This window comes from Streptomyces marianii, from assembly GCF_005795905.1.
Classification (GTDB): Bacteria; Actinomycetota; Actinomycetes; order Streptomycetales; family Streptomycetaceae; genus Streptomyces; species Streptomyces marianii.
Window position 1 is genome coordinate 6,488,772 of the sequence record NZ_VAWE01000001.1, and the last position, 16,468, is coordinate 6,505,239.

Genomic DNA, 16,468 nt, shown 5'->3' on the forward strand with positions numbered 1-16,468 from the left:
GCGAACGGGCAGGCGAATTCGAGAAAGTTCGCCTGCGCGTTTTCGCTTGTCCGCGCGCCGTTGCCTGACGGTGGGCCGGGCGACGGCGCGCGGCGGGCTCCGCGCGGGAAGCGGCGCGCCCGGGGCGAGTCCGCGGTGGAGCGACGTGCCCAGGCCGCCGGCGCAGTGCCCGAACGCCGAGCGGGCCGTGTGCCCGGGGAGTTCCCGGGCACACGGCCCGCGTCGGGGACCGGCTCTTTGAGCCGTCAGCTCTTGAGCGCCTTGTCGACCGCCGCGTTGAACTGCTCGACCGTCATCGGGGCGCTGTCGCTGCCCTCCGCGACGACCTTCTTGCCGTCCATCCTCAGGGTCGGCGTGCCGGTCACCCCGCTGTCGTCGAAGGTCTTCGACATCTTCAGCGCCCAGGAGTCGAACGTGCCGTTCTCGACGTTCTTCTTGAACCCGGCGTTGTTCTTGAGCGCGTCCACCGAGTCGGCGATCTCCAGCAGGTACGCGTCCTTGGCGAACTTGTCGTCGCTCTCCTCCGGGTGGAAGTTCGCGGAGTAGAGGGCCGCCTTGTACTCCATGAAGGCCTCGGGGCTCACGTCGAGTGCCGCGCCGAGGGCGGAGAGGGCGTTCTTGGAACCCTCGCCGTTGTCGCTCTTGTCGATGAACGTCGCGCCGATGTACTTCAGCTTGTACTTGCCCGCGTCCACGTCCTTCTTCACGGTCTCGCCCACCGCCTGCTCGAACGTCGCGCAGACCGGGCAGCGCGAGTCCTCGTAGACCTCGAGGGTCTTCTTCGCGGCCGGCTTGCCGATGACGACGGTGGTGCCGTTCTCTCCCTCGGTGTTCTTGGGCTTGACGACCTTCGCGTTCTTCGCAGCCTCCCAGGCCGAGGGCTTGTTGGCCTGCATGACGGCGTAGCCGATGCCGCCCGCGGCCGCCAGGACCGCGACGGTCGAGGCCGCGACGACGACCTGCCGCCTGATCCTGTCCTTCTTGGCCTGGCGCTCGCGCTCCAGACGCAGACGCTCGCGGGCGGCGGCCTTGTTCGCGCGGCTGTTGCGTGCACTCATGATCGTTTTCTCCGTGGGGAAGGTGTGAAAGGGGTCGGTCGGGGACGTGCCGGGGCTCAGGCGTGAGCCGGAGCGGGCAGAGGTGGTCCCCTCCGTCGCACGGAGTGCACGAAGTGGCGGGTACGGGCGAGGGCCGGGCGGGCCGCCGTCCGCACCGGGGGGCGGGCGGCGGCGGCGCGGCGGTGCACGACGGCGACGGCGGTCAGCAGCGGCCGGAACGCCGCCAGGGCCGCCGTGCGGAGCAGACCCGCGAGCGCCGACTCGCCGTGGCGCAGCCAGGCCGCGGCGAGCAGCCCGACCGAGACGTGGGCGGCGAGCAGCAGCCAGGGCGCATACGGATCGGGGGAGTCGACCAGCGCGGCGAGCCGGCCGTCGGCCGCCGCCACACCGGGTAGCCGCGCCCCGGCGCTGCCACCGCAGAGCACGTCCACGCCGACCGCGCGGAGCGACCCGGCGACGGGCCCGCCCGCGGCGCCGTAACAGACGTGCTGTCCGGCGGTGAAGACCGTGTCCGCGGCCAGTTCCAGGGGGACCAGTGCGGCCGCGATCGGCCCGTACCCCCGCTCCCGGCCCGCCAGGGCGTACGTGACCAGGAACACTCCGCCGGCGACCGCCGCGACGGTCGTCAGCGGCAGCGGCGCCCGGGAGAGCAGCACATGGGAGGCCACGGACAGCGTCACGACGAGTGCCGTGAAAACCGCCGCCCGCAGCCCTCTGAGCCGGGTCTCGCCTATCTGCACGGGGCTCCTGACTGGTGGACGTCCGCACTGCCGGTCCCGGGACCGCCCGCGGGGAGGAATCCGGCATCGTCTGGAGTGTGCCATGCCGTTCGGTAAGGGGCTGCTAAGGATCCGGCCTCCCTGCGGCGGTCGCCCGTCCGGGACGGGCGACCGCGGTCGCCGTTCCCATGTGCCGGGCGGTCGCCGTCCCTTGGTCGCTTCGTGCGTGCCGGGCCGCCGCCTTGTGGTTGCCCTCCGTGCGTGCCCGGCCGTCGTGCCGCTCTCCGTCCGCGAGGTCCATGGCGGGCCCCGCGGCCGCCGCTCCGCCGGGCCGAGGCGGTCCCCGGCCCGGCCGGGCCTACAACCCGGGGATCCGGCCGTTGCGGAACAGGTCCAGGAAGATCTGGTGGTCGGCACGGGCCCGGGCGCCGTAGTCGTGCGCGAAGTCCACCAGCAGGTCCCCCAAGCCGTCCTCGTCCGCCGCGATCGCCGCGTCGATGGCCCGCTCCGTCGAGAACGGCACCAGCGAGTGGCCGCTCTCGTCGTCCGCGGCCGCGTGCATGGTCGCCGTGGCCCGGCCGAGGTCCGCGACCACCGCCGCGATCTCCTCCGGGTCGTCGATGTCCGACCAGTCCAGGTCGACCGCGTACGGGGAGACCTCGGCGACCAGCTGACCCGAGTTGTCGAGCTCCGTCCAGCCCAGCCAGGGGTCCGCGTGGGCCTGAAGGGCCCGCTGCGAGATCACCGTGCGGTGCCCCTCGTGCCGGAAGTAGCTCCGCACCCGCTCGTCCGTGATGTGCCGGGACACCGCCGGGGTCTGGGCCTGCTTCATGTAGATCACGACGTCGTTCTCGAGGGCGTCGCTGTTGCCCTCGAGCAGGATGTTGTACGAGGGCAGACCGGCGGAGCCGATACCGATGCCGCGCCGTCCGACCACGTCCTTCACGCGGTACGAGTCGGGCCGGGCGAGGCTGGACTCGGGCAGGGTCTCCAGATAGCCGTCGAACGCCGCCAGCACCTTGTAGCGGGTGGCCGCGTCCAGCTCGATCGCCCCGCCGCCCCCGGTGAAACGGCGTTCGAAGTCGCGGATCTCGGTCATCGAGTCCAGCAGCCCGAAGCGGGTCAGCGAGCGGGCGCTGCGCAGCGCCTCCAGTAGCGCGCCGTCCGCCGTGTCCAGGGTGAAGGGCGGCACCTCGTCGTTCTTCGCTCCGGTCGCCAGGGCGTGGACGCGCTCGCGGTAGGCGGCGGCGAAGATCCGCACCAGCTCGGTGATCTGCTCGTCACCGAGGGCCTTCGTGTAGCCGATCAGCGCCAGCGAGGCGGAGAGCCGCTTGAGGTCCCAGATGAAGGGGCCCACGTACGCCTCGTCGAAGTCGTTGACGTTGAAGATCAGCCGACCGTTGGAGTCCATGTACGTGCCGAAGTTCTCGGCGTGGAGGTCGCCGTGGATCCACACCCGGCTGGTCCGCTCGTCCAGGTACGGACCGGCGTGCTGCTCGCGCTCCAGGTCGGCGTAGAACAGGCTCGCCGAGCCCCGGTAGAAGGCGAAGGCCGAGGCCGCCATCTTGCGGAACTTCACCCGGAACGCGGCCGGGTCGGCGGCCAGGAGCTCGCCGAAGGCGGTGCCGAACACGGAGAGGATCTCCTCACCGCGCTCGCCGGCCGGGGGCTGGTGGACCGACATCGCTGGGTGCCTCCTGGTGCATGTCGTGAGGGACGGGTGTTCCGTCCCACTCAACGCACGACGGTAGTGCCGAGTGCCCGGCGCGCCCACCTGCGACTCCCCGCCGGGTCGTGGTGCCCGGCCCCTTCTGTCGGTGCGGAGGCATAGACTTCCACGCTGTCCACCCAGACCGTCCTGGAGGCCTCCCGTCGTGACCAAGCCGCCCTTCACGCACCTTCACGTCCACACCCAGTACTCGCTGCTGGACGGTGCCGCGCGGCTCAAGGACATGTTCAATGCCTGCAACGAGATGGGCATGACGCACATCGCCATGAGCGATCACGGCAACCTCCACGGCGCATACGACTTCTTCCACACCGCGCAGAAGGCCGGGGTCACCCCGATCATCGGCATCGAGGCCTATGTCGCGCCGGAGTCGCGGCGGAACAAGCGGAAGATCCTGTGGGGCCAGCCGCACCAGAAACGGGACGACGTCTCCGGTTCCGGCGGCTACACCCACAAGACGATCTGGGCGGCGAACGCGACGGGTGTGCACAACCTCTTCCGCCTCTCCTCGGACGCGTACGCCGAGGGCTGGCTCCAGAAGTGGCCCCGGATGGACAAGGAGACGATCTCCCAGTGGTCCGAGGGCCTGATCGCCTCCACCGGCTGCCCCTCGGGCGAGCTCCAGACCCGGCTGCGTCTCGGCCAGTTCGACGAGGCCCTGAAGTCGGCGTCCGAGTACCAGGACATCTTCGGCAAGGACCGGTACTTCCTGGAGCTGATGGACCACGGCATCGAGATCGAGCGCCGCGTCCGCGACGGGCTGCTGGAGATCGGCAGGAAGCTCGGCATCCCGCCGCTGGTCACGAACGACTCGCACTACACGTACTCCCACGAGGCCGGCGCCCACGACGCGCTGCTGTGCATCCAGACCGGCAAGAACCTCTCCGACCCCGACCGCTTCAAGTTCGACGGCACCGGCTACTACCTGAAGTCGACCGACGAGATGTACGCGATCGACTCGTCGGACGCCTGGCAGGAGGGCTGCCGCAACACGCTGCTGGTCGCCGAGCAGGTCGACACGACCGGGATGTTCGAGAAGCGCGACCTGATGCCGAAGTTCGACATCCCCGAGGGGCACACGGAGGTCTCCTGGTTCCGTGAGGAGACCATGCGCGGCATGCAGCGCAGGTTCCCCGACGGCATCCCGGACGACCGCATGAAGCAGGTCGAGTACGAGATGGACACGATCATCTCGATGGGCTTCCCGGGCTACTTCCTCGTCGTCGCCGACTTCATCATGTGGGCGAAGAAGCAGGGCATCGCGGTCGGCCCCGGCCGGGGCTCCGCGGCCGGCTCCATCGTCGCGTACGCCATGGGCATCACCGACCTGGACCCCATCCCGCACGGACTGATCTTCGAGCGCTTCCTCAACCCCGAGCGCGTCTCCATGCCCGACGTCGACATCGACTTCGACGAGCGCAGGCGCGTCGAGGTGATCAGGTACGTGACGGAGAAGTACGGCGCGGACAAGGTCGCCATGATCGGCACGTACGGCACCATCAAGGCCAAGAACGCCATCAAGGACTCCGCCCGCGTGCTCGGCTACCCGTACGCGATGGGCGACCGGCTCACCAAGGCCATGCCCGCCGACGTCCTCGGCAAGGGCATCCCGCTCTCCGGCATCCTCGACCCCCAGCACCCGCGCTACAGCGAGGCCGGCGAGATCCGCGGGATGTACGAGAACGAGCCGGACGTCAAGAAGGTCATCGACACCGCCCGCGGCGTGGAGGGCCTGGTCCGGCAGATGGGTGTGCACGCCGCCGGCGTGATCATGTCCAGCGAGACCATCACCGACCATGTCCCCGTGTGGGTGAGGCACACCGACGGGGTGACCATCACCCAGTGGGACTACCCGAGCTGTGAGTCGCTCGGCCTGCTGAAGATGGACTTCCTGGGCCTGCGCAACCTCACGATCATGGACGACGCCGTCAAGATGGTGAAGGCCAACAAGGGGATCGACATCGATCTCCTGAGCCTGCCGCTCGACGACCCCACGACGTTCGAGCTGCTGCAGCGCGGCGACACCCTCGGTGTGTTCCAGTTCGACGGCGGCCCCATGCGCTCGCTGCTGCGGCTCATGAAGCCCGACAACTTCGAGGACATCTCCGCCGTGTCGGCCCTCTACCGGCCGGGCCCGATGGGCATGAACTCGCACACCAACTACGCCCTCCGCAAGAACGGCCAGCAGGAGATCACCCCGATCCACCCCGAGCTGGAGGAGCCGCTCAAGGAGGTCCTGGACGTCACCTATGGCCTGATCGTCTACCAGGAGCAGGTGCAGAAGGCCGCCCAGATCATCGCCGGCTACTCCCTCGGCGAGGCCGACATCCTCCGCCGCGTGATGGGCAAGAAGAAGCCCGAGGAACTGGCGAAGAACTTCGTCCTCTTCCAGGAGGGCGCCCGGAAGAAGGACTACAGCGACGAGGCCATCCAGGCCCTGTGGGACGTGCTGGTCCCCTTCGCCGGATACGCCTTCAACAAGGCGCACTCCGCCGCCTACGGCCTCGTCTCGTACTGGACTGCCTACCTCAAGGCCAACCACCCGGCCGAGTACATGGCGGCGCTGCTCACCTCGGTCAAGGACGACAAGGACAAGTCCGCCGTCTATCTGAACGAGTGCCGCCGCATGGGCATCAAGGTCCTGCCGCCCAACGTGAACGAGTCGGAGCCGAACTTCGCGGCCCAGGGCGACGACGTGATCCTCTTCGGCCTCACGGCCGTCCGGAACGTCGGGCAGAACGTCGTGGACTCGATCATCAAGTGCCGCAAGGCCAAGGGGAAGTACGCGACGTTCCCCGACTTCCTGGACAAGGTCGAGGCGGTCGTCTGCAACAAGCGGACCATCGAGTCGCTCATCAAGGCCGGCGCCTTCGACGAGATGGGCCACACCCGCAAGGGCCTGGTCGCCCAGCACGAACCGATGATCGACAACGTGGTCGCGGTCAAGCGCAAGGAGGCCGAGGGCCAGTTCGACCTCTTCGGCGGCATGGGCGACGAGTCGAGCGGTGAGCCGGGCTTCGGGCTCGACGTCGAGTTCTCGGACGTGGAGTGGGAGAAGTCGTACCTGCTCGCCCAGGAGCGCGAGATGCTCGGCCTGTACGTCTCCGACCACCCGCTCTTCGGCATCGAGCACGTGCTGAGCGACAAGACCGACGCGGCCATCGCGCAGCTCACCGGCGGGGAGCACTCCGACGGCGCCGTCGTCACCATCGGCGGCATCATCTCGGGCCTGCAGCGGAAGATGACCAAGCAGGGCAACGCCTGGGCCATCGCCACCGTGGAGGACCTGGCCGGCTCGATCGAGTGCATGTTCTTCCCGGCGACGTACCAGCTGGTGTCCACCCAGCTCGTCGAGGACACGGTCGTCTTCGTGAAGGGCCGGCTCGACAAGCGCGAGGACGTCCCGCGGCTGGTCGCGATGGAGCTGATGGTCCCCGACCTCTCCTCGGCGGGCACCAACGCGCCCGTGGTGATCACCATTCCGACGGTGAAGGTCAACCCGCCCATGATCAGCCGGCTCGGCGAGATCCTGGGCCACCACAAGGGCAACACGGAGGTGCGGATCAAGCTCCAGGGCGCCCGCAAGACCACGGTGCTGCGTCTCGACCGGCACCGGGTCCAGCCCGATCCCGCGCTGTTCGGCGATCTGAAGGTGCTGCTCGGCCCGTCCTGCCTGGCGGGCTGAGGGCCGTGACCGCGCGGTGCCCGGGCCGTTGACGGCCGCGGCCCGGCACGTGCGGGATCCGGATCCGATGGGCGGGAGCCCGCCGACAGCGCACGGCGGGCGGCGTAAGCGAGGGGCGCGGCGCATGTGAGGGGCGCGCCCGACGGCCGGGCGCGCCCCTCATGCATACGTCACACAGGGAAACCGTATGCCGGGCGTGACGCGTCAGTTGTGGCCGAAGCGCTTCTGCCGCCCCTTGTGGGCCACGCCCGTCGCGATCGGCGCGTCCGCCTGGGTCTCGGGGGTACGGGCCTCCTGGCCGCCGCGCTCACCGGGGGAGCCGCTCTGGGCCTTGCGTTCTCGGTTCTTGTTCTTGGCCATGGTGATGCCTCCCGTGGGATGTAGGGGCCAGGGCCGTCCTCAGACTCACATAGCCGAATACTCTGCGCACTTCGGATCGTTGCAGTGAGTAACGGGCTGCTGTTACGGTGCGGCTTCACTCCCCGCCACGCCGATGATCGAGTTCCGGCGGTCAACCCTGCGGCGTTCGGGCAGACTCGAAGGAAACCCGAAGCAACTCCGATCCCGAGGTTCCCGAAAGAGGGTGGAACGCGTGGACCGCTGCGTCGTCCTGGTGGACGCCGGCTATCTGCTGGGAGCCGCCGCGAGCCTCCTCGCCGGGGAACCGGCCCGTTCCCGCATCACCGTCGACCACGCCGCCCTCATCCAGGCCCTGCGCGAGCGCGCGGAGGCCGACACCGAGCGCCCCCTGCTGCGCATCTACTGGTTCGACGGCGCTCCCGACCGGGTTCCCCAGCCCGAGCACCGCCGCCTCCGGGTCATGCCCCGGGTCACCGTCCGGCTGGGCGCGCTCACCCGCAGCGACGGCCGCTGGGCGCAGAAGGGCGTCGACGCCGCCATGCACGCGGAGCTCACGGAACTCGCCAGGAACCGGGCCTGTTCGGACGTGGTGCTGGTGACCGGGGACGGCGATCTGCTCCCCGGACTGATGTCCGCGAAGGAGCACGGCGTCGCCGTCCACCTCTGGGCCGTCCAGGCCGCCGACGGCGACTACAACCAGTCGGAGGATCTGGTCGCCGAGGCCGACGAACGCCGCGTCCTCGACCGTGCCTGGATCACCCAGGCGGTGCGCGCCAAGGAACTCACCGGTGTCTGCGCCCCGCCGCCCGCGCCCCGACCCGAGATCGCGGCCATCCTCTCCGCCCCGCTTCCCGAGTCGGCGCCGTCCGCCACGGAACACTCTGAGGAGACCGCCGCCCCGGCGGCGGGCGGCAACGGCGCGGCGCCCCCGGCCGCGTCAGCCGCGAGCGGCACGGAGAACGGCGCCGCCGAGCCCGTCGCCCACCACCACACGAAGGGGGTCCCCACCCCCAAGGACCTGGCGGGCCTGCGCGGCCCGTCCGGCCAGGCCGAGCGCCATCCGGCCGCCGGGGCGACCCTGCGCTGGTCCTCCGACAAGGGCTGGATCGAACGCCCGGGCGCCGGTGCGCCCGCCGAGTCCCCGGAGGCGGCGTCCCTGCCCACCCTGGCCCAGCTCACCAGCGCCGAGCAGCGCTGGGCGGACCGCGAGGAGGACATCACCACCGTCGGCGGTGACCCCTTCGAGGTGGGGCAGGTCTTCGCCCGGCGCTGGATGGAGCGGCTGCCGGACCCGGCGCACGTGGAGAAGCTGTCCGGCATGTACCCGCGCGTCCCGCACCGCATCGACGGCGAACTGCTGCGGTACGCGGCCCGGTTCGGGCTCCTCGCGCACAAGGACGACCAGATCGACGAACACGACCGCTACGCCATCAGGGCCGGATTCTGGCGGGAGATCGATGTCCGAGCGGCCACCGAACGCGCCCCGGCCGGGGACTAGGCCGGGCGACCCCTTAGGCTCGTCCCTCGTGAGTACGGTGTGCGTGGTGCGGGATCTGGTCAAGACGTACCCCGCCGCGCGTGCCCGGCGGGGGGTTCCCGCGACCCCCGAGGTGCGTGCCAACGACGGGATCGGCCTCGACGTGGGGCGCGGTGAGATCTTCGGGCTGCTCGGCCCCAACGGCGCCGGCAAGTCGACCCTCGTCCGGCAGCTGACCGGTCTGATGCGCCCGGACTCCGGCACCGTCGAGGTGCTCGGCCACGATCTCGTACGCCACCCCGAGCGGGCGTCGCGGCTCATCGGCTACCTCGGCCAGGAGTCCACCGCCCTCGACGAGCTGACCGTCGCCCTCGCCGCCGAGACCACGGGCCGGCTGCGCGGGCTCGGGGCGCGGCAGGCGCGTGCCGAACGCGACACGGTCCTGGAGGAGCTCGGCCTGACCGGCCTCGCGGGGCGGCCCCTGAAGAAGCTCTCCGGTGGGCAGCGGCGGCTCGCGTGCTTCGCCGCCACTCTGGTGGGGGAGCGTCCGGTACTGGTGCTGGACGAGCCCACCACCGGGATGGACCCGGTCGCGCGGCGGGCGGTCTGGGCCGCCGTCGACCGCCGGCGCGCCGAGAACGAAGTGACCGTCCTCCTCGTCACCCACAACGTCATCGAGGCGGAGACCGTTCTCGACCGGGTCGCCGTGCTGGAACGGGGCAAGGTGATCGCCTGCGACACGCCCGCCGGGCTCAAGGAGCGCGTGGCCGGCGAGGTCCGGGTGGAACTGGTCTGGCGCGAGCGGGCCCCGCTCGACGTGCCCGAGGTCGCCGCGCTCCGGCCGTCCGCCCAGGAGTCCGGGCGCCGCTGGGTCCTCCGGCTCGCCCCGGACGAGGCCCGGGCGGCCGTGGCCGCCGTGACCGGCGGCGAGGCGTTCTCGGCCCTCGACGACTTCGCCCTGGCCACGCCGAGCCTGGAGGACGTGTACCTCGCGCTCGGCGGCCACGCGACGAAAGGGCTGGTGAAGGCGTGAGACGTGAGCCGTCGCCCGCACCGACGTCGTCCGTACCGAACAGGAGCAGCGCCAGGTGAGCATCGTGCCTGCGGAGGCCGTTTCCGCGCGTGTGCGGGGGGCGTACGGCGCCCGATCCGGGGACGAAGAAGGGGGTGCCGCGCCGCTCGCCCCGCGCGCCCGGCTGCTGCCGGCGCTCGCTGCGGTGTACCGCGCCCAGCTGTCCCGGGCCCGTGTCGCGCGGATACCGCTGCTCTTCGTCGCCACGTTCCAGTCCGTCGGGATCATGGTGCTGATGCGCGGTGTGGTCGATGGCGGAGCGGAGGCGCGGGCCGTGGTGGCCGGGTCGTCCGTCCTGGTCGTGGCCTTCGTCGCGCTCAATCTGCTGGCCCAGTACTTCGGCCAGCTTCGCGCTTCCGGTGGTCTGGACCACTATGCGACGCTGCCGGTGCCGCCGGCGGCGGTGGTGCTCGGGGCGGCGGGGGCCTACGCCTCGTTCACCGTGCCGGGAACGGCCGTGACGGCGGTCGTCGGCTCGGTGCTGTTCGGGTTGCCCCTGACCCATCTGTGGGTACTCGTGGCGGTGATCCCGCTCGCGGGCGCCGCGCTGGCCGGGCTCGGCGCGGCACTCGGGCTGCTCGCGCCACGCCAGGAACTGGCGACGCTCCTCGGTCAGTTGGGCATGTCCGCGGCCCTGCTGCTGGGGGTGCTCCCGGCGGGGCGGCTGCCGGGGCCGATCGCGCTCGCGCGGGATCTGGTGCCGTCCACGTACGGAGTCGAGGCTTTCGCCCGTACGTTCGACGCCCATCCGCACTGGCCGACGGTCGCGATGGACCTCGCGGTCTGTGCGGCCGTGGGGGTGGTCTCGCTGGCCGTCGCGACCCGGGCGTACCGGCGGGCCGCGGTCCGCTGAGTCACGGCCGGTGAGGCGGGCCACAGGGACGTTTGGCACGATGTCAGGGTGACAGCACCCCTGACGCCGCCCCAGCGGCCCGCCCCGCACGACTCGTCCCGGAGCCACCCGCATCCCGCGCCGGACCCGGACGGAGAAGGGCTGGAGATGAGGAGCGAACTGCGCCGGGCGGCGGTCGTCCTGGTGGCCGTGACGCTCGCCGGCATCGTGCTCGGTCTGCTGTGGCTGTGGCTGGCTCCGAAGGTGCCGCTGGTCTCGACCGACAAGGCGGTCTTCTTCGCGGACACCGAAGGCGAGGAGGCGGCGGGCGCGGACGGCACGTTCGTCCTGCTGGCGCTCGGCTTCGGCGTGCTCAGCGCAGCGGTCACCTTCTGGTTCAACCGCCGCGGGGGCATCGCTGTCGTCGCCGCGCTCGCCCTCGGCGGCGTCCTCGCGTCCGCTGTCGCCTGGGGCACGGGCTATCTGCTCGGACCCGAGCAGGACGTCGTCGCCCACGCCCGCGCGGTCGGCCAGGGCGTCGTCTTCGACGCGCCGCTCCGCCTCCGCGCGAAGGGCGCGCTGCTGGCCTGGCCCATCGCGGCGATGGTCGTGCACCTCGCCCTCACCGCCCTCTTCGCCCCGCGCGACCCCGAGCCGGAGTGGCCTCCGCTGGGCCCGGAACACCGGCGCTGACCGCCCGGCGGGCGGGGCCCGGTGCGTCGGGCCGGTTTGACGGGTGGGCTCGTGGCCACCGCCGACCGGTGACGGTTCTCGCGCGCGGCCCCGCGCCGAGCGGGCCGCCGCTCACTGCGGTTCTGCGGTCGGCTCGCGCTCACACACGGCCCTGTGCCCCGGGCGGGCCCCGCGCACCTCGTGCTCGTCGTCCGGCCGGCAGGGGGGACCGGCAGGTCGGGGGCGGTCGGCGGCGGGGCCGCCCGCGCGAGCACCCCGCATGCGTCGCCCCGCGGCCGCCGAGCATGCCGCCTGCGGAGCCGCGGCGCCCACGTCGTGCCGGTCGACGCCCCCGCGCTGCCGCGTGGTCGAGGCATGCGGCTCGGCGTCCGCGCGGCGAGCCGTCGCCGTCCCGCCGCCCGGAGGAGGCGGGACGGCGACGGTCGCTCGTCAGGCCGGCCGACGGCCGTGGTTCGCCCGGCGCTTCCTCAGCCGCCACTTCCGTTTGCGCGTGCGCTTGGACACTGCACCTCCTCGGGTCGGCATGTCCTTCGGGCGTAGCGAAGGACGGGCCGGCCGTCGAGGGGGCGTGCGGGGCGCGGGCGGTGCACGCGGAGGCGCTGAACGGGGTCCGTACCGGGGGACCGCGGGCGGCGTACGCGGGGCACCGAGCGCGCCCCGGGCGTCAGGAGGCCGCGGGGTAGCGCGCTCGGTGACGCTACACGCGCCCGATCGGTGCCAGGACGGCGTTCGTCAGCGAGGCCAGGTCCGAGGGGGACAGCTCCACCTCGAGCCCGCGCCGGCCCGCCGAGACGCAGATCGTCGGGTGCGCGGAGGCGGAGGCGTCCAGCACCGTGCGCAGACGCTTGCGCTGGCCCAGCGGGGAGATGCCGCCACGGACGTAGCCCGTGGTGCGCTCCGCCGCCGCCGGGTCGGCCATCGACGCGCGCTTGCCGCCGACCGCCGTGGCCAGCGCCTTGAGGTCCAGTTGCCCGGCGACCGGCACGACGGCGACCGTCAGCTCTCCGTCCACGTCGGCGACGAGCGTCTTGAAGACCCGCTCCGGCGCCACGCCCAGTGCCTGTGCCGCCTCCTCCCCGTACGACGGGGACGCCGGGTCGTGCTCGTACGCGTGCACGGTGAACGCCGTACCCGCGGCCGTCAGCGCCACCGTTGCCGGCGTGCCTCCCTGCTGCTTCCTGGCCTTCTTCGCCACGGTCCTGCTACTCCCTCGCCCCGGTCGGTCCGGCTCAGTTCGGGCTCGTCGGCGAGCGGGTCAGATCGACCGCGGGCAACGACGGCAGATGACGTATCACCGCGGTCTCGGACCGCAGCAGCTTCAGCTCCTCGCGCAGCCGGGTCGCCGTGTCCGGAGCCTGCAGCAGTTTCTGCTTCGACGGCGTGTCGAGCACGGCGGCGGCGGCGACCAGGTACGAGACCACCGACGGCTCGTCCGGAAGCTCCGAGGTCGTCGACAGTGAGCGCTCCCGCGCCCCGGCCAGCCGCTTCTGGTAGTTGCGGAACGCCCGCAGCACGCCTTCGGCCAGCATGCCCGCGCCCTCCCCCGACTCCTCCGGGATCTCCTCGAGCTCGGCCGTCAGGAACGGTCCGCTCGCGTCGACCGAGAGCAGTTTGACCCGGGTGGTGCCGGTGGCCAGCACCTCGAAGCTGCCGTCGGCGCGTTCCCGGATCGTCGCGGCGTCCGCGATGCAGCCGACGCGGTGGAACGCCTGGAGAGGGTCCGGGCCGAAGCCCGCGGCGGGGCCCTTCTCGGGCCGGGCGGTCTGGTCGGGCATCCCGGGCGCGGTCGGAGCGACCTCGCGGCCGTCGCGGATGGCGACCACGGCGAACCGGCGGGGCTCGGACTCGTCGGTCTTCAACAGCTCGCGCATCATGGCGCGATAACGCTCCTCGAAGACGTTCAGCGGCAGCACGAGGCCGGGGAAAAGCACCGCGTTGAGCGGAAAGAGAGGCAGGCGAGCGGTGGTCACAGCGGTCAAGCGTAGTGGTCGCCGGGCACGGCGCGTCCGGCCGCCCGTCCCTGGCCGGCAACGGCCGTGCCGGCGGAGCGGACGCGCCGCCCGCCGCGGATCGGCGTCGAGGACGCCACCTCGATGCGGACCCCGTCCCGCGCCTCCAGGAACTGGCCCAGCGGATCGTCCGTCACCTGGCTCCACGGGAACGACGTGGCGTACGGGCCGATCGAGCGGAACTGCTCCAGCGCCTCGTTCCAGCGGCTCCGCGCGATCAGCACGTACACGAGGAGGTTGCGGACCTCGGCGGGCCAGGGGTCACCGGGCCGGTACCGGGCGGACAGTTCCGCCGCCCGGTCGGCGGCCGTGTCGATCCGGTCCGTCTGTACGGCCGTGACGCCCCCCGCGAGCAGCAGTGTGAGGGCGGCGCGCACCGGCAGGGCCTGCACCAGCGAGCCGGGCAGGGAGTCCTCGGCCGCGCGCTCGGCGAAGTCGAAGCACTCCCGGTGCGAGCCGTGCCAGACCGCCGAGAGGTAGCGCAGCGCGGCGACATGGCAGCCGTAGTGGTGCGAGGAACGACGCACCGCCTGCCCCCACAGCGCCTCGAAGGCGGTGTGCGTGGCGTGCGTGCCGCGGGCGTGGTCCAGGGCCAGCCGCCAGGGGACGGGGTCGCGCGGGTCGGCCTCGGCCGCGGCGTGGACGAGGGGGCCGACCTCGCGCAGCCGCTCGACGCTCGCGGGCGACCCCCAGGCCCTGCGGACTTCGAGTTCGGCCTTCACGAGCAGGGCGTCGGGGTCGCGCGGCGTGGCGGCGAGCCAGCCGGCGAGCCAGTCGGGCCTGTTGTACGCGAACGCCGCGAGCCGTACGACGTAGCGGTCGCGGTTCTCCCACTCGGCCGCTCCCCGGGTGGTGGCGAGCAGCTTGGCGGCCGGTTCGTGATCGCCGAGCGCGGCGGCCAGAAGCGCGGGCCCGAGATCCCCGTCCGGGGCGTCGAGCAGGACCGCATCGTCCGGGGGCAGTCCGTCGGCGAGCCGCGGGGTGTGCCGGACCATACGAGCGGTGCTGATCAGGGCGCGCAGCAGAGACATGGTGCGGACCATTGAAAGCCGCAGGTCGGGGTCGCGCCAGAGGGCATCTGTGAAGTTTTGGTAGGAGGTGGAATGGTTGTCCTGGCTCGGGTCAAGAAAACGCAAAGGAGCGCGCATTCGCGGTGCATTCGGGGCGCGCGACACGCTCGACGGGAGCGCCTTCCGCGCCCCGGTGGCCGGGCACCGCTCAGCTGCGTCTCAGCAGCCGGGACGCGCCCGCCGCCACCGTCGTCGCGAGTATCCAGCCCAGCAGCACCAGCGCCGCGGCGCCCCACTGCCAGTGGCCCTCCAGCCGCCAGTGGCCGTCCTGGCCCAGATTGATCACCGGCAGGAGCAGATCGAGGGCGTAGAGCGAGGGGTTCCACTCGGGATTCTCGCCCGGCTTCATCGCGTCGGGGGCGTAGCGGGAGAACGCCAGCGCGCCGGCGGCCCAGAGCACCGCCATCCACAGTGCCGCGCGGCCCGGACGGTAACCGTACGCGACCGTCCAGTCCTGGACGTAGCCCCAGAGCTTCGCGGCGAGCGGCAGCGTCTCGCGGCGGCGGCGCTGCTTGGCGAGGAGCACCTCGCGGGCGTCCGCGTCCTCCCCGCTGTTGCGCAGTACGGTCGCCAGCCGCTCGTACGGCTCCGGCTGGTACTCGGGAGTGGCCGCGGCGACCCATTCCAGTCGCCGCGCGAGCGGGAAGCGGCTGTAGGGCACGAGGTTCTCGTAGACGAACCCGCCCATCGCCAGCCCGCCCGGACCCGGCCAGCTCGTCGAGTGGTCGATGAGCGTGACGACCTTCGCCCCGTTCAGCACCACGCGCCCCTGTTCCGGCCGCTCCCCGGTGAAGCGCAGCTCCGGAGTGACGATCCGGCGCAGCGACAGCTCCTCCCGGCGCGCGCCCGACAGCACGAACCGGGCGTGGTGGAGGTCGACGGCGTCACCGAACCGGCCGTCGTCCAGCCGCACGCCGCCATGGCACTCGAAACGCTGCTCCCGAGCGCCCGCCCGGTGCCCCGGGGCGTCGAAGGAGAGACCGAACGGTGGAGTGGCGCCCTGGTCGCCCGCGCAGTCCACCCACGCCCTGGTCAGGTACAGCGTGCGCTCCACCGTCAGCTGGGGGGCGTTCAGTGCGCGCCGGCCCTCGGCCGCCCGCAGCCGGCTTCCGCGCAGGCTCAGCGACACCCCGACCTTCGCGCCGCGCAGACTGACCTCCCCGTACGTCTCGATCAGCTCGGCCTGCAGATCCTGACCGACCGACAGGCCGTCGGCGGTGATGGCCCTGCCGTGCCGGTCCGGCCGCACCCGGATCTGGTTGATCAGCAGATCCGTGCCTATCTGCGCGTCCGTGAGCCGTATTCCCTGCTCGACGCGGCAGCGCGGAAGATGCAGATCGCCCTCGGTGTGCAGCCGGGCGGCCTCCAGCCGGGGCATCGCGCACCCCAGCAGCCGCAGCGTGGTGAACCGCGACTCCGGCAGCGTCAGCTCGCTCTCGAAACGGCACCCGGTCAGCTCGACGTACGGGGCGATCGTGCCGCCCGCGAGCGTGAGCTTCCCCGTCACGTACGCGCCCAGCAGCTTCAGCGCACAGACCCGCCCCGGGCGCGCCGGTGGGCCGCTGAGCAGCAGCAACGCGATCACATCGGCGCGGACGCTCCGCCCGGGGCCCCACTCCAGTTCGGAGAAGGGGTCGTTCAGCAGCGGATTGCCGTCGCGAAGATCGCAGGTCATTCCGTACTCGAACGAGGTCCACATCGTGCGTTCCGCCGTGGTGAGATCGTTGGGCATGTCGACGCCCTGCGGCTCGGTCAATGCCGCTC

General features: G+C 72.0%; 13 protein-coding genes. 5 read left to right on the plus strand and 8 right to left on the minus strand.

Features of this window, described 5'->3' with window-relative positions; all coding sequences use genetic code 11:
* Positions 1–245: 245 nt before the first annotated feature.
* From FEF34_RS29435 to FEF34_RS29445, 3 genes are all read right to left on the minus strand, one after another.
* A complete protein-coding gene (locus tag FEF34_RS29435) occupies positions 246–1,058 on the minus strand; it encodes a DsbA family protein (RefSeq protein ID WP_138055859.1) in 813 nt (270 codons plus the stop codon).
* Positions 1,059–1,114: 56 nt separating this feature from the next.
* A complete protein-coding gene (locus FEF34_RS29440) occupies positions 1,115–1,798 on the minus strand; it encodes a hypothetical protein (RefSeq protein WP_138055860.1) in 684 nt (227 codons plus the stop codon).
* 337 nt (positions 1,799–2,135) lie between these two features.
* On the minus strand, positions 2,136–3,461 hold the full coding sequence (locus FEF34_RS29445) for a DUF2252 domain-containing protein (RefSeq protein ID WP_138055861.1): 1,326 nt from the start codon (positions 3,459–3,461) through the stop codon (positions 2,136–2,138).
* Positions 3,462–3,651: 190 nt separating this feature from the next.
* Between FEF34_RS29445 and dnaE the strand changes: the two genes are divergently transcribed.
* Positions 3,652–7,191 carry a DNA polymerase III subunit alpha gene (gene dnaE, locus FEF34_RS29450; protein WP_138055862.1) on the plus strand — a complete coding sequence of 1,180 codons (3,540 nt, stop codon included), beginning with the start codon at positions 3,652–3,654 and terminating at the stop codon, positions 7,189–7,191.
* 204 nt (positions 7,192–7,395) lie between these two features.
* Here dnaE and FEF34_RS41545 read toward each other — a convergent pair whose 3' ends face one another.
* The gene (locus FEF34_RS41545; protein ID WP_171053140.1) at positions 7,396–7,551 is read right to left on the minus strand and encodes a hypothetical protein; all 156 of its coding nucleotides are present in this window, start codon (positions 7,549–7,551) and stop codon (positions 7,396–7,398) included.
* A 223-nt stretch (positions 7,552–7,774) separates the two neighbouring features.
* Here FEF34_RS41545 and FEF34_RS29455 point away from each other — a divergent pair, with 223 nt between their 5' ends.
* The 4 genes from FEF34_RS29455 to FEF34_RS29470 are packed head-to-tail and all read left to right on the plus strand — an operon-like array spanning position 7,775 to position 11,625.
* Positions 7,775–9,049 (plus strand): NYN domain-containing protein, encoded by a 1,275-nt coding sequence (locus FEF34_RS29455; protein WP_138055863.1) that lies wholly within the window; start codon positions 7,775–7,777, stop codon positions 9,047–9,049.
* A 37-nt stretch (positions 9,050–9,086) separates the two neighbouring features.
* Positions 9,087–10,061, plus strand: coding sequence for an ABC transporter ATP-binding protein (locus FEF34_RS29460; RefSeq protein ID WP_171053343.1), 975 nt, complete (start codon positions 9,087–9,089; stop codon positions 10,059–10,061).
* A 55-nt stretch (positions 10,062–10,116) separates the two neighbouring features.
* Positions 10,117–10,953: an ABC transporter permease gene (locus FEF34_RS29465; protein ID WP_138055864.1), complete on the plus strand. Its 837-nt coding sequence runs from the start codon at positions 10,117–10,119 to the stop codon at positions 10,951–10,953.
* Between the two features lie 48 nt (positions 10,954–11,001).
* Positions 11,002–11,625 carry a DUF2567 domain-containing protein gene (locus tag FEF34_RS29470; protein ID WP_234042608.1) on the plus strand — a complete coding sequence of 208 codons (624 nt, stop codon included), beginning with the start codon at positions 11,002–11,004 and terminating at the stop codon, positions 11,623–11,625.
* A 697-nt stretch (positions 11,626–12,322) separates the two neighbouring features.
* Here FEF34_RS29470 and ybaK read toward each other — a convergent pair.
* The 4 genes from ybaK to FEF34_RS29490 all read right to left on the minus strand — a co-directional run bounded on the left by ybaK (position 12,323) and on the right by FEF34_RS29490 (position 16,460).
* Positions 12,323–12,820, minus strand: coding sequence for a Cys-tRNA(Pro) deacylase (ybaK, locus tag FEF34_RS29475; RefSeq protein WP_138055865.1), 498 nt, complete (start codon positions 12,818–12,820; stop codon positions 12,323–12,325).
* 34 nt (positions 12,821–12,854) lie between these two features.
* Complete coding sequence (locus FEF34_RS29480; protein WP_138055866.1) at positions 12,855–13,595, minus strand: LON peptidase substrate-binding domain-containing protein; 741 nt, start codon at positions 13,593–13,595, stop codon at positions 12,855–12,857.
* A 5-nt stretch (positions 13,596–13,600) separates the two neighbouring features.
* Positions 13,601–14,677 (minus strand): hypothetical protein, encoded by a 1,077-nt coding sequence (locus FEF34_RS29485; RefSeq protein ID WP_138057799.1) that lies wholly within the window; start codon positions 14,675–14,677, stop codon positions 13,601–13,603.
* Between the two features lie 175 nt (positions 14,678–14,852).
* Positions 14,853–16,460: an oxidoreductase gene (locus FEF34_RS29490; protein ID WP_138055867.1), complete on the minus strand. Its 1,608-nt coding sequence runs from the start codon at positions 16,458–16,460 to the stop codon at positions 14,853–14,855.
* Between the last annotated feature and the right edge of the window lie 8 nt (positions 16,461–16,468).

What these genes read in the sequence shown, in the direction of transcription:
- FEF34_RS29435 (WP_138055859.1), bottom strand. Translation starts at nt 1,058, where the DNA reads ATGAGTGCACGCAACAGCCGCGCGAACAAGGCCGCCGCCCGCGAGCGT.
- FEF34_RS29445 (WP_138055861.1), bottom strand. Translation starts at nt 3,461, where the DNA reads ATGTCGGTCCACCAGCCCCCGGCCGGCGAGCGCGGTGAGGAGATCCTC.
- FEF34_RS41545 (WP_171053140.1), bottom strand. Translation starts at nt 7,551, where the DNA reads ATGGCCAAGAACAAGAACCGAGAACGCAAGGCCCAGAGCGGCTCCCCC.
- FEF34_RS29485 (WP_138057799.1), bottom strand. Translation starts at nt 14,677, where the DNA reads ATGGTCCGCACCATGTCTCTGCTGCGCGCCCTGATCAGCACCGCTCGT.